This is a genomic window from Kitasatospora sp. cg17-2 (genome assembly GCF_054031055.1).
The window spans coordinates 8,787,976-8,800,254 of record NZ_CM132923.1; the positions used below are offsets into that span (position 1 = coordinate 8,787,976).

At 75.8% G+C, this 12,279-nt stretch carries 13 protein-coding genes; 7 read left to right on the forward strand and 6 right to left on the reverse strand.

Annotated features, from left to right (window positions below; all coding sequences use genetic code 11):
* Positions 1 to 8 precede the first annotated feature (8 nt).
* Together ACW14Y_RS36905 and ACW14Y_RS36910 are read right to left on the reverse strand one after the other, a co-directional pair.
* A complete protein-coding gene (locus ACW14Y_RS36905) occupies positions 9 to 962 on the reverse strand; it encodes an STM4015 family protein (RefSeq protein ID WP_380443157.1) in 954 nt (317 codons plus the stop codon).
* A 108-nt stretch (positions 963 to 1,070) separates the two neighbouring features.
* Complete coding sequence (locus ACW14Y_RS36910) at positions 1,071 to 2,024, reverse strand: STM4015 family protein (protein ID WP_456984938.1); 954 nt, start codon at positions 2,022 to 2,024, stop codon at positions 1,071 to 1,073.
* A 369-nt stretch (positions 2,025 to 2,393) separates the two neighbouring features.
* Between ACW14Y_RS36910 and ACW14Y_RS36915 the strand changes: the two genes are divergently transcribed.
* Positions 2,394 to 3,176 (forward strand): SCO2400 family protein, encoded by a 783-nt coding sequence (locus ACW14Y_RS36915; RefSeq protein WP_456984939.1) that lies wholly within the window; start codon positions 2,394 to 2,396, stop codon positions 3,174 to 3,176.
* A 63-nt stretch (positions 3,177 to 3,239) separates the two neighbouring features.
* On the opposite strand, the gene ACW14Y_RS36920 is transcribed toward ACW14Y_RS36915, so the two are convergent.
* Positions 3,240 to 3,803 carry a hypothetical protein gene (locus tag ACW14Y_RS36920; RefSeq protein WP_456984940.1) on the reverse strand — a complete coding sequence of 188 codons (564 nt, stop codon included), beginning with the start codon at positions 3,801 to 3,803 and terminating at the stop codon, positions 3,240 to 3,242.
* Between the two features lie 204 nt (positions 3,804 to 4,007).
* Between ACW14Y_RS36920 and ACW14Y_RS36925 the strand changes: the two genes are divergently transcribed.
* Positions 4,008 to 4,334: a hypothetical protein gene (locus ACW14Y_RS36925; RefSeq protein ID WP_380395044.1), complete on the forward strand. Its 327-nt coding sequence runs from the start codon at positions 4,008 to 4,010 to the stop codon at positions 4,332 to 4,334.
* A gap of 119 nt (positions 4,335 to 4,453) precedes the next feature.
* The gene (locus ACW14Y_RS36930; protein ID WP_456984941.1) at positions 4,454 to 5,629 is read left to right on the forward strand and encodes a DUF6745 domain-containing protein; all 1,176 of its coding nucleotides are present in this window, start codon (positions 4,454 to 4,456) and stop codon (positions 5,627 to 5,629) included.
* A 99-nt stretch (positions 5,630 to 5,728) separates the two neighbouring features.
* Here ACW14Y_RS36930 and ACW14Y_RS36935 read toward each other — a convergent pair whose 3' ends face one another.
* Complete coding sequence (locus ACW14Y_RS36935; protein ID WP_030393111.1) at positions 5,729 to 5,938, reverse strand: hypothetical protein; 210 nt, start codon at positions 5,936 to 5,938, stop codon at positions 5,729 to 5,731.
* 211 nt (positions 5,939 to 6,149) lie between these two features.
* On the opposite strand from ACW14Y_RS36935, the gene ACW14Y_RS36940 reads away from it, so the two are divergent.
* The gene (locus ACW14Y_RS36940) at positions 6,150 to 7,298 is read left to right on the forward strand and encodes an ABC transporter substrate-binding protein (RefSeq protein WP_456984942.1); all 1,149 of its coding nucleotides are present in this window, start codon (positions 6,150 to 6,152) and stop codon (positions 7,296 to 7,298) included.
* 71 nt (positions 7,299 to 7,369) lie between these two features.
* Here ACW14Y_RS36940 and ACW14Y_RS36945 read toward each other — a convergent pair whose 3' ends face one another.
* On the reverse strand, positions 7,370 to 8,869 hold the full coding sequence (locus tag ACW14Y_RS36945) for a bifunctional phosphatase PAP2/diacylglycerol kinase family protein (RefSeq protein ID WP_380307244.1): 1,500 nt from the start codon (positions 8,867 to 8,869) through the stop codon (positions 7,370 to 7,372).
* A 182-nt stretch (positions 8,870 to 9,051) separates the two neighbouring features.
* Here ACW14Y_RS36945 and ACW14Y_RS36950 point away from each other — a divergent pair, with 182 nt between their 5' ends.
* The 3 genes from ACW14Y_RS36950 (at position 9,052) to ACW14Y_RS36960 (ending at position 11,184) form a co-directional block, all read left to right on the forward strand.
* Positions 9,052 to 9,792, forward strand: a complete 741-nt coding sequence (locus tag ACW14Y_RS36950; protein WP_380307246.1) for a lysophospholipid acyltransferase family protein — start codon at positions 9,052 to 9,054, stop codon at positions 9,790 to 9,792.
* Between the two features lie 42 nt (positions 9,793 to 9,834).
* Positions 9,835 to 10,341, forward strand: a complete 507-nt coding sequence (locus ACW14Y_RS36955) for a DinB family protein (RefSeq protein WP_380307248.1) — start codon at positions 9,835 to 9,837, stop codon at positions 10,339 to 10,341.
* 84 nt (positions 10,342 to 10,425) lie between these two features.
* Positions 10,426 to 11,184 carry a class I SAM-dependent methyltransferase gene (locus ACW14Y_RS36960; RefSeq protein WP_456984943.1) on the forward strand — a complete coding sequence of 253 codons (759 nt, stop codon included), beginning with the start codon at positions 10,426 to 10,428 and terminating at the stop codon, positions 11,182 to 11,184.
* A gap of 158 nt (positions 11,185 to 11,342) precedes the next feature.
* On the opposite strand, the gene ACW14Y_RS36965 is transcribed toward ACW14Y_RS36960, so the two are convergent.
* Positions 11,343 to 12,080, reverse strand: a complete 738-nt coding sequence (locus tag ACW14Y_RS36965) for an alpha/beta hydrolase (protein WP_456984944.1) — start codon at positions 12,078 to 12,080, stop codon at positions 11,343 to 11,345.
* Positions 12,081 to 12,279: the final 199 nt, after the last annotated feature.

Below are 12,279 nucleotides of genomic sequence, written 5' to 3' on the forward strand. Positions count from 1 at the left end.
GCCCGCGCCTACTCGGAGACCTCGACGTAGCGCCACTCGTCCTCGTCCTCCTCCTCGGCGTCGGAGAGGTCGACGTCGACGCCCGGCAGGGCCTCCCGGACCCGCTCCTGCACGGCCTCGCTGAGGTAGTGGTGGTGCAGGTCGAGGCTCTTGAGGTGGGTGAGCGGCTGGCCGTCCAGCAGTGCGGCCGCGCCCTCGTCGCTCAGCACGCCCATCGACAGGCTCAGCGTGCCCAGCTGCGCCACGACGGGGGCGTGCGCGACGGCGGCGGCGATCTCGTCCTGGAACTCGCTGTTCTGCAGGCCGAGGTGGCGCAGCGCCGGCAGCCGGGTGCCGGTCAGCAGCGGCGCGACGTCGTCGATCGTCGCGTCGCCCCCGTACTCGTCGACGCCGAACCACAGCTCCAGGCTCTCCAGGGCGGGCAGCTCGCTCGCGGCGACCGCCCGGACCACCTCGGCCGGCAGCCCGCCGCTCTCGAACCGCAGGTGGGTCAGCCGCTCGTGCCGGAAGGGTTCGAGCCGCAGCCCGTTGCCGCCGCGCACCACGAGGTCGGTCAGCCCGGGGAACGCCGTCAGGACCGGGGTGACGTCGGACATCTCCAGCCAGGAGATCTCGCAGTCCTCGGACGAGACGTCGGCGATGACCAGACCCTCCAGGGCGGGGAACCGGTCGGCGTCGGCGAGGATCCTGGCGAGCGCCTCGGAGACCGGGGTGTAGTCCTGGATCCACCAGGGGCCGAGGAGCAGCCCGCGGACGGTGGCCGGGTCGACCGTCTCCAGGAAGGCGGACCAGAGGGCCTCGAATCCGCCCTCCGAGCCGTACGCCACGGCGAGCCGCCAGGCGACGGTGCCCGGCTCGGGGAGCTCGATCCGCTCACCCCGGTTGCCCCGGCGGGGCTTGTCGACCGAGAAGTCGACGACTGGCAGGTGGAGGAAACGGTCGACGGTGCTGGTGAAGATCACGGGTGCCCCCCTGGGCGGCGATATCGGCGACTTCGGCGAGTGCGGGAACGGTCGGTCGGGCAGGGACGGCGGGGCGGCTGTCGGCGGACCCGCCCCGGGGCGGGCGGACTACTCGGCCACCGCCACGTACTGCCACCGGTCGTCGGGCTTGCCGGCCTCGGAGAGGTCGAGCTCGACCCCCGCGAGGGCCTCGCGCAGCCGGTTCTGCATGCCCTGGGTGAGGTAGTGGTGGTGCAGGTCGAGGCGCTTGAGGTGGGTGAGCGGCTGGCCGTCCAGCAGCGCCGTCGCGCCCTCGTCGGTGAACGCGCCCATCGACAGGTTCAGCGACTCCAGCCGGGCCACCACGGGGGCGTGCGCGAGGGCGGCGGCGATCTCGTCCTGGAACACGCTGTTCTGCAGGCCGAGGTGGCGCAGCGCGGGGAACCGGCCGCCGTCCAGGAACGGCTCCAGGTCGGCCGTGCTGGTCGTGCCGCCGTACGCGTCCACACCGAGCCAGAACTCCAGCCGCTCCAGCGCGGGCAGCTCGCTCGCCGCCACCGCCCGCGGCACCTCCGCGGTGAGGCCGCCCGACTCGAAGCGCAGCGCCCGCAGGTGCTCGTGCCGCAGCGGCTGGAGCGCCATGCCCTCGCCCTCCGCGTACTCGCCGGAGGCTCCGCGCACCACCAGCTCGCTGAGCAGCGGGAAGGTCGTCAGCACCGGCGTCACGTCGACCATCTGGATCCAGGAGATCTCGTTCTCCTCGTACGTGATGTCGCCGAGGAACAGCGCGCGCAGCGCGGGCAGCCGGTCGGCCGCCTCCAGGATGGCGGCCATCGGTCCGGCGAAGGTCTGCGGGCCGTCGTGCGACCACTCGCCGACCACCACGGCCGCGACCGAGGCGGTGTCCACCCGGTCGAGGAACTGCCCCCACCGGGTGGGCCAGTCCTGCTCGGAGTCGATCTCGACGCCGATCTTCCAGGCGACCGCTCCTGCTTCCGGCAGTTCGTCGCCCGCGTCGACGGCCGCGACGAAGTCGAAGACCCGCAGGCCGTGGAAGTCCTCGATGTGATTGTTGACCGTCATGCGCTGCTCCTGGGGCGTCGGTGCGGGCCGAACAACTGTCTACCAGCCCGGACCGACAATCCCCCGGCCGGGTCGCCTCCGGGGCGGCCGCGAGGGGTCCCCGGACCGCTTCCGGCGCGTCCCCGGACCGCCTCCCGGACCGCCTCCGGCTCGTCCCCGGCTCGTCCGGAGAGGCTGCGGACCGGGGGCGGCCGCCGGGTGGTGCGCGGCCGATTGACACGGCATCTCTCCAGAAGCCTCACAGGGAGCCGTGGCACCTCCGCGCCCGCGCTGCCTAGGCTCGCCATGTGCACGACGACGTGCGCGACCGGCGGCGAAGAACGGTGACCGGTGCGAGCGACTGCCGTCCGGCAGCCCGGGGAAGATCCTATGAACTACTGCGCGCCCTGCCGCCGTCATCTGAACGGTGCCCTGGCCTGCCCCGGCTGCGGGGCGCCCGCGACCGGCCAGGACCGACCGGCACCGCCCGGCCCCGAGGTCCTGGCGTCCGCGCGACCACTTCCGGAACGCGGAGGAGTGGCACCGGCCGCGTCCGGTGGCGGCCCGCCCGCCGGTCGGCCGGGCTCCCGGCGGACGGCGCGGCGGACGCGGCGGCGGCCCGGGCGGATCGTGCTGTCCGTGCTCGGCGCGGCGGTGGTGGCGCTCGGCGCGGCGACGCTGGTGGCGAACGGCTCCGAGGGCGTACCGGCCGAGGCGGTGGCACCGGTCCCGGTCACCACCGGGGCACCGGGGAGCGGTTCGGCCCCCGGGTCGACGGTGTCCACGGCTCCGGCGGTGACGGCCCCGGTCCCGGCCCCGTCGACCACCCGGCCTCCCGCGAGCAGGACGGCCTCCGGGTCGCCCTCGGTGTCCGGCTCCGCCTCCGGGTCGCCCTCGGCGGGCAAGGGCGGCGGGGCCACGGCGCCGGCCGCCGGAGGCGCGCCGGAGCAGGGAGCGCCCGGCTCGGCGCCGCCCGTCCCGGCGGCGCCGGGCACCGCCGCGCCCACGGCACCGCCCCCGGCGTCGGGCCCGCCCACGTCGGCGGGCGGCTCGCCCTCGGGCACGGGTACCGCCACCGCGACCAGCACCGGTACAGCTACCGCCACCCCGTCAGGCACGCCCTCCCCGCGGCCGACGCCCACCTGCACACCGTTCCTGTTCTGGTGCACCTGAGGGCGCCGACGCCCGGGCCGCGCGGGCCGGGCACCGCCGACGCGGCCGGACGGTGGCAGCGGCTCAGGAGGCGTACAGCTCCTGGATCTCGTTGATCCTGCCCTCGCCGTCCAGCGAGATCTCGTAGTTCAGTCCGGGACTGCACACGCCCGCGTCGGGGGTGCGGTCCAGGCACGCCCCGATGTGGTTCCACAGCTCGCCGACCACCACGGTTTTGAACTGTCCGGACGCGGGCTGGAGCTGGGCCTTGACCTCCGGGGCGAACATCAGGGTCTTCCGGGGGCCGGTCGGCTCCCACTTCCCGACGTTGGCGGTGCAGGTGTAGCCGGTTTCCTGGTAGGTCACGGTGTCCTGGCGCGGCTGCTTGACCGGGTGGATCACCCGGCGGAGGCCGACGGGCTTCGGCGGGGCGCAGGCGCTCGGCGGTGCGGCGGCGGAAGGCTGGGCGGCCGAGGACCCGGTCGCCGTCGGCCGGGCGTCCGAGGACTCGGCGGCGGGCGGCCGGGCCGCGGAGGAACCGGCGGTCGCGGCCCCGGTCCCGGATTCGTTGTCGGGGCCGCAGGCGGCGAGGGCCAGGACGGCGGTGGCCGCGGCGAGGGCGGTGAGGACGGTACGACGGGACGACACGGTGACAGATCCCCCTGTTGGTACATGTGCGGGTCGGCCCCGCAGGCCGACGGTCGCACAGACTAGCGACCGCCGCGTTTCACCTGTCCCGGCAGTCCCGGCAATCACCGCGGTCACTCGGGTGCCGGGGCCGTTGTCGGACCCCTGCCCTATGGTCCGTGGTGTGGGAATCCGATGCGCCGTCGATGCGGTGAGGGAGAGCTGATGTTCCGTCAGGGTGACGTACTGCTGGTGCCGGTGGAGGAGGGGGCCGTCCCGGCCCGGGTGGCCTCGCTGGCCGCGCAGCCCAGGGACGCGCGGGGCCGGCTGGTGCTGGCCCTGGGCGAGGTGACCGGGCACGCGCACGCCGTGGTCGGGCCCGGGGAGCTGCGGCGCGAGGCGGGTCCGTTCGGGGTGGCGTGGCTGCACCTGCCGGAGGGCGGGCGCGTGGTGCACGAGGAGCACGCGGCGATACCGCTGCCCAAGGGCTGGTTCCGGGTGGTGCGTCAGCGCGAGTACGCGCCGGGCGCGGTGCGGATCGTCGCCGACTGACGGCGGCCGCGCGCGGAGCGGCGCACGAGGTGGGGAAGCACGACGAGGCGGGGCGGGCGCACGGCGTCCGCGCCGCGGCCGGGCGGGGTGCCCGGCCGGGAACGGAGAGGGTGATGGGCATGGGGACGGGACAGGCGACGCCGGACGTGGCGGTGGCCGGCGCGGCGGCACCGGACGGGGCCGCGGCCCTGGTGACGGCCGAGGTGACGGCCCGTTGGCGGACGACCGCCGCTTCCACCGGCCCGGCCGACCGGGCCGGTGCCGAGCGGGCGGTGCGGGCCGCGTACCGGGCCGCCGGCCTGGCCGAACCGGCCGACATCAGGTGGTTCGGCTCGCCGCTGGCGGCGGCGGAGGCAGCCCTGGAGCTGCGCGCGGCCGGGGCCTCGACCGTCCGGGAGGCGGTCAGGACCCGGCCGTGGGAGGAGGTCCGCCGCCAGGCGGTCGAGCGGACCGGCGCGGTCGGCTGGCCGCCGCTCTGGGCGCTGACCGGCGGCGAGCTCGGCCCGGTGACCAACGCGCTCGCCGACCGGATCCGCGGCGCCCTGCTCGACCGGCTCGCTCCCGACCCGGCCGTCGGGGACGTCCCGCCCGGGGACGCCGGGGTGGCCCGCGAGCGCCGCACCACGGCCAGGCTCGCGCTGCTCGACGCCGTCCGGGGCCAGCACGACGCGCCCTGGTTCGCCGCCTTCGAGGCCGCCGGGGTGCTGGGCGCGGCGCCGGACGGCGCGCCGGGTGCGGTGGCCGCCGGCGGCGAGGGGATCGCCGCGCTGGCCGAGGTGGCGCGCACCACCGGCTGGTGGTGGCCCTACGCGGACACGGTGCTGATCAGCGAGCGCCCGACCGCCCTGCACCGCGACGAGGCCGGCCGGCTGGACCGCGCCGACGGACCGGCCCTCGAATACTCCGACGGCTTCGCCCTCCACGCCTGGCGGGGCATGCCCGTCCCCGCCGAGTTCCTGGCCGGGCTCGGCACCGTCACGGTCGAGCGGATCCGCACCGAGGAGAACGCCGAGCTGCGCCGCGTCCTGCTGGAGCACTACGGCTACGAGCGCTACCTCGCCGACTCCGGCGCCGAGCCGCTGCACCGGGACGAGACCGGTGTGCTCTGGCGGATCCAACTGCCGGACGACGAGCCGGTGGTGATGGTCGAGGTGGTGAACTCGACCGCCGAGCCGGACGGCACCTTCCGCACCTACTGGCTGCGGGTGCCGCCGGACACCCGCACCGCCCGCGCCGGCGTGGCCTGGACGTTCGGCACCACCGAGGCGGAGTACCACCCGCAGCGCGAGACCTGAGCGCGAGGCGCGGCCGGCGGGGACACGGCACCGCCCGCGCCGGGGACTGGCGCGGGCGGTGAGGTTCCGTGCTGGAACCGGGGGACAGAGGGGTCGGGGTCAGTGGACGTCGATGCCGTCGAAGGAACCGATGACGGCGTCACCGCCGACATTGGTGATCTCGCCGCCGGCGAGCTGGTTGCCGGTGCCGATCACGGTGATGGTGGTGGTGTTGACGGTCACCGTGTCGTCGGCGAAGGCCTGGGTGGGGACGGAAATGGCGCCGACGGCGGCGATGAGGACGGCGAACGTGCGGACGGTGCGGTACATGGCGTAAACCCCTTCGTAGACAAACGGTGCTTCGAACCCTAGGGAGCGGTCCGGTGCGAAAGGGGGGAATGTCACCCGAACGGGGTGACGTGCGTGTCGCCGGGGCGGCTGCGTCGTGGGGCGCGGCGGCCTCCACCGGAGCGCGCCCGGATAGGCTGCGCGCGCGTCCCGATCATGGACCGCCGAGCTGATCACGGGGAGAGGCCGCCGCATGAACACACCACCGGACCCGCGCGGACAGCACACGCAGCACGGGCCGAACGGGCCGCACCGGGTGTCGCCCGCCGGCGGGCCGCCGGTCCGGATCGGCGCGCTCGTGCCGCTGACCCGCCCCGGCTGGGTCGCGGCGGGCCGGCACCTGCTCGCCGGACTCGACCTGGCCGCGCGCGAGCTCAACGAGGCCGGGGGGATCGCGGGCCGGCCCGTCGAGCTCGTGGTCCGCGACACCGCCGCCGATCCCGCGCGGGCCGGGGCGGCCGTGGAGGAACTGGCCGGTCTGGGGGTGGCCGCCCTGGCGGGGGAGTACCACAGCGTGGTCGCGCGCGCCGCGGCCGCCCGGGCCGAGGCCCTCGGTCTGCCCTTCCTGTGCTCCTCGGCGGTGCTCGACGCGCTCACCGACGGGCCCGCCGAGCAGGTCGCCCGCATCGCCCCGGCCCAGTCGCACGGGTGGTCCGTCTACGCCGACTTCCTCCTCGCCGCGGGCCACCGCCGGATCGCCGTGGCGGCCGACCCGAGCCTCTACTGGGCCTCCGGGACCGGCATCCTCCGGGACCGGATCACGGCGGGCGGCGGCACCCTCGTCGAACTCGACCTGCGCACCCTCACTCCCGAGGGCGTCTGCGAGGAGCTGGCCGCCGACGGCGCGACCGCCCTCCTGCTCCTGGCCGGCCACCCCGACCCGGCGGTCCCGATCGTTCGGGCCGTCCGCCGGGACCGGCGCCTCGCCGGGATCCTGCTCGGTGCTCCGGCCGGGCAGCCCGAACTCGCCGACTGGGCGACGCTGCTGGGCGAGGACGGTGCCGGGGTCCCGTTCCTGCGCTACCTGCCCGAACACCTCGGCCCGCTCGGCACCCGCGTCGGGGCGGCGCTGCGCGAGCGGCTGGGCGAGGAGCCCTCCTTCGTCGCCTTCGAGGGCTACGACACCGTCACCGTCCTCGCCGAGGTGCTGCGTTCGCACGGCGCCGACCGGGCCCGGACCGCCGGGGCCTGGCCGTCGGTCGCGGTCGAGGGCACCCGGGGACCGGTCCGGTTCTCCCGGGTGCCCGGTATCGGTGTGTGGCAGTGGGCCTGGGCCCCGGTCCAGGTGGCCGACCGCGACCCGGCGGACCTCGGCCGCTTCCGGGTCCTGCACACCGGCTGAGCGCCCCGGCTCAGCACAACGGCTGAGCGCACCAACTCAGCGCACCGGTCGGGCACGCCGGGCGGCGGCGCTCAGTCCGCGGCGGGCCGGTAGACCGTCAGCGCCCGCCCGGACTTGGACAGCCGGAGCGGACCCGCCGCGGGCAGCGACTCGCCGTCGACCGCGATCCGGTCGGCGTCGCCCAGCCCCTCCAGGTCGAGTGCCCGGAGCCGGGCCGCGTGGTACACCCGGGAGCGGGCGAGCGTGCCGGAGAGGAACGCGGCGGCGAGCCTGGTCCGGGCGAACGGCCGGCCGCCGTCGACCACCCGGACGTCCAGCAGGCCGTCGGCGAGCCCGGTCCGGTGGGTCGGGGCGAAGCCCGGCGGGTCGTAGGCGCCGTTCCCGGCGAACAGCAGCCACAGTTGCCGGTCCCGCCCGCCGGCCCGGACGGTGACCGGCTCACCGTTCACCAGCACCTTCGCGGTGGCCACCGCGAGGGCCGGCCACTTGCCCATCCGCCCCTCCAACGACTCCCGCAGCTTGACCAGTTCGGGGTAGACGCCGAGGCTGAAGGTGTTGAGGAAGTACCGCTGCTCGGTACCGTCGGTGGCCAGCCCGAGGTCCACTCCGCAGGCGCTGCCCGCGGTCACGGCCGTCGCCGTCGCCTCGAAGTCCTCGATGCCGAGGTCCACCGCGAAGTGGTTGAGCGTGCCACCGGGGAACACCGCCAGCGGCAGGTTCCGCTCCACGGCCAGCCCGGCCGCCAGATTGACGCTGCCGTCGCCGCCGCAGACCCCGAGTGCCCCGCCCTCGGCCGAGGCCCGGTCGGCGGCCTCGGAGAGGAGGGCGGGCAGGTCGTCCTCGGGCCCGCAGAGGCGGATCTCGGCCCGGGGCAGCAGGTCGCGCAGCACGGTGACCGTCTCCTCGGGGCCGTAGGTGCTCAACGCGCCGCTGCCGGAGCCCGAGTTGACCACCACCGAGAGGCCCTGCCCCTCGGGCAGGGCCGGAGCGGAGCGGCGCGCGGGCCCGGCGGCCGGCCGCAGGTCGGACGAGCGGGGCCACCAGCGCAGCGTCAGCGCGGCGACGGCCGAGCCCAGCGCGAACCCGGCCAGGACATCGCTCGGGTGGTGCGCACCGGTGTACACCCGGGAGGCGCCCACGATCAGCGCGACCGGCGCCACGACGGCCGCCGCCACCGGGGACTCGATGGCCACCGCCGTCGCGAAGGCCGCCGCCGAGGCCGAGTGCCCCGAGGGGAAGGAGGTGGTGATCGGCTGGCGCAGCAGGCGACGGGCGATCGGAACCGCGTCGAGCAGGGGTCGCGGGCGTCGGGTGAGCTGCTTGGCGGCCACGTTGGCCGTGAACGAGGCGAGCGCCAGGGCGCTGACCCCGCGCAGTGCCGCCCGCCGTCCGCTCCGCCCGCCGACGGCCCCGAGCACGGCGGCCGTGCCGAACCACAGTTTCCCGTGGTCGGCGGCACGGCTGGCCCGCCGCAGCAGTTCGCCGACCCCCCGTGATCCGGCCCCGAAGGGGTGCTCGGACACGGCGATCCGATGGAACAGTGCCTGGTCGATGTCGTCCAGTCGCCTCATCCGACCGAGCCTAGACGCCCTCGGCGCCGCGCGCGCGGTGAACGGTCGGCACCTCGCCGGTTCCCGGTTGCCACCAGCACCCGGTCCCGGCTTGAGTACGGGTACTCAGGCGCCGCCCGGCGCGCCCGAGCAGACTGGCGGACAGCACTCCGCTCCATCGTCACGAGGACGCACCCCACACCATGCTGAGCCGCACCGCCGCCCTCCTGCTGCCCGCCTTCGGCCGCCTCCGCATCACCGCCGACCCGGCCGCCGCCGGTGCCTCCTCCGCCACCGATCCGGCTCCCGACACCGCCGACACGGTCCCCACCGTCGCCCCGGGCAGCATCGTCGCGGCCAACCACACCTCGCTCTCCGATCCCGTCGTGGTGCTCGCCGCCCTGCACCGGCTCGGCGCCCGGCCGGTCGTGCTGGCCACCGCCGGCCTGTGGCGGATACCCCTGCTCGGGACACTGCTGCGCCACGAGGGCCACATCGCCGTCCACCGGGGTACCGCGCGGGCGGCGGAGTCGCTCGACGCGGCGGCCGAGGCCCTGGCGGCCGGGCGGGTCGTGCTGATCTACGGCGAGGGCGGGCTGCCCCGTCGCCGGGACTCCGGTGAACTTCCGCCCGGCCCCTTCCGCAGCGGCCTGGCCCGTCTCGCGCACGCCACCGGCGCCCCCGTCGTCCCGCTCGGCCAAGCCGGTTCGCGGCGCCTCACCTCGGGCGGGACGGGCAAGCAGCTCGCCGGTCTCGCCACCGCCCCGCTCCGCCGCCCCGGCCTCCACGTCCACCTCGGTGCCCCGCTCCACCTCCCCGCCGACACCGCCGAGGCGACCGTCCGCGCCCACCACGCCGTCACCGCCGCCTGGGCGGCCGCCAGCCGGCACGCCGCGGCCCGCCGCACCGGCGCCGGGCGCGATCCGGAGGGCGCCCGTCCGTAAACATGTCGACAGCGGTCGTCCGGTTGGCCATGCTGTCCCACGATGACCAGAATCGACGACACTCCTCCCGCCTGGGACGAGCGCACACAGCTGACCACGTTCCTCGACTACGCCCGCGACACCACCCGCGCCAAGTGCGAGGGCGTCTCCCCGGAGGACGCGCGCAGGGCACTCCTGCCGGGTTCACCGCTGATGACCCTGAGCGGGCTGGTGAACCACCTCCGCTGGGTCGAGTACTACTGGTTCCAGGTGGTCTTCCTCGGCGAGGAGGACGAGGGCCCCTGGACGGACGAGGACCCGGACCGCGAGATGCGGATCGCGGTCGACTTCCCGCTGCCGCAACTGCTCGACGAGTACGCCGAACAGAGCGCCCGCTACCGCGAACTGGTCGCCACGAGCGACCTCGCCGACCGGGCGAAGCGGCCGGTCCGCGACGGCCTGCACGTGGACCTGCGCTGGATCCTGCTCCACCTCACCGAGGAGACCGCCCGCCACAACGGGCACCTGGACATCCTGCGCGAACTGCTCGACGGCACCATCGGCTACTGACCGCGGAGAGCCTGCCCCCGGCGGAGTCCGGGGGCAGGACCTGCGCGGCGGCGGACCGGTGACCGGTGAGGGAGGATGAACGGCATGGAGCGAACGTTCGAGGAGCTGGTGGCCGAGGCGGCCGAGGAACCGGTGGACGGCTGGGACTTCTCCTGGCTGGACGGCCGGGCGAGCGAGGAGCGCCCGTCCTGGGGCTACCAGCGGCTGCTCGGCGCGCGGCTGGCGCACGCCTCGGCGGCGCTGGACGTGCAGACCGGGGGCGGCGAGGTGCTGGCGGGCGTGGCCGGGAGCTTCCCGCGGACGATGGTGGCCACCGAGGCGTGGCCGCCGAACGTGGCCAAGGCGGCGGCCCTGCTGCACCCGCTCGGCGCGGCCGTGGTGGCCGACCCGGACGAGCCTCCGCTGCCCTTCGCCGACGGTTCCTTCGACCTGGTGACCAGCCGTCATCCGGTGACCGTGTGGTGGTCCGAGATCGCCCGGGTGCTGCGCCCCGGCGGCGGCTACCTGGCCCAGCACGTGGGGCCGGCCTCGGTGTTCGAGCTGGTCGAGTACTTCCTCGGGCCGCAGCCCGAGGCGCGCCGGGCCCGGCGGCCGGAGGACGACGCGGACGCCGCCCGGGCCGCCGGCCTCGACGTGGTGGACCTGCGCTCGGAGCGGCTGCGGATCGAGTTCCGGGACATCGGCGCGGTGGTGTGGTTCCTGCGCAAGGTGATCTGGATGGTGCCGGGGTTCACCGTCGACGCCCACCGGGAGCGGCTGCGCGAACTGGACGCCCTGATCCGGGCGGAGGGGCCGTTCGTCGCCCACTCCGCCCGGTTCCTGATCGAGGCCCGCAAGCCCTGAGGCCGGCAAGCCCTGAGGCCCGCGAGCCCTGAGGCGCGCAGGCCCTGAGGCGCGCAGGCCCCGAGGCCCGCGCGCCTTCAGGGCCGCGACCACCGAGGTCGGCCCGCGAGCCGGCTGGCGCCGCGCTCAGCGCCCGCCGGCCGGCCGACGGTCCGGCCTCACCTCAGGTGCCGGCCGAAGAACTGCGCCGCAGCGTCCCCCGCGAACCGGGGGACGCCGGTGTGCCCGCCGAGATTGGCGTTCAGCGTCTTCTCCGCGGAGCCGAACGCGTCGAAGAGGTCCAGGGACGCCTGCCGGTCGTTCCCCTCGTCGTCCCACTGCAGCAGGACGTGCAGCGGAACGGTGACCCGGCGGGCCTCCTCGAAGGTGGCGGCGGGCACGAAACTGCCCGCGAACAGGACGGCGGCCGCGATCCGCGGCTCGACGAGCGCCAGCCGGGTGCCGATGGCGATCACTCCCCCCGAGTACCCGACCGGGCCGCCGATCCCGGGCAGTGCGAGGAGGGCGTCCAGGGCCGCCCGCCACTCCGGGACGGCCTGGTCGACGAGGGGGAGGACGAGCCGGTCCACGATCTCGGGGCCGACCGGTTCGCCGGCCGCCATGGCCCGGCGCAGGTCGGCCCGGGCCTGCTCGGTGACGGCGGAACGGGGCCGGTCGCCGCTGCCGGGGAGTTCGAGGGTGGCCGAGGCGAAGCCGTCCGCCGCGGACTGCCGGGCCCGGTCCAGCAGCCGGGGGCGCATCCGCTGGAGCCCGCCGGGGTGGCCGAGCAGGATCAGCGGCACCGGTGCGGAGGGGGAGGCGGACGCGGGCGTCCAGAGGATGCCGGGGATCCCGTCGAGGATGAATTCGCGTTCGAGGACGCCGTCGTCGAGGCGCTGCTCGGAGGTGAAGCGCATGGTCGTGCCTTTCGGGAGTGCTCTTGAACGGCGCTCCCGGACGACCTATCGCCCGACCATGACTCCGGAGGGGAGCACCCATGTCGATACTGCGTTCACGGGTACCACCTCCTCGTTCTCTCGCACGGCCACCGGGAATCTAGCAGTGGCCTCCCCGGCCCGCCAACCGGTTTTCCCGGCGCGACGCGGTGACGGGTCG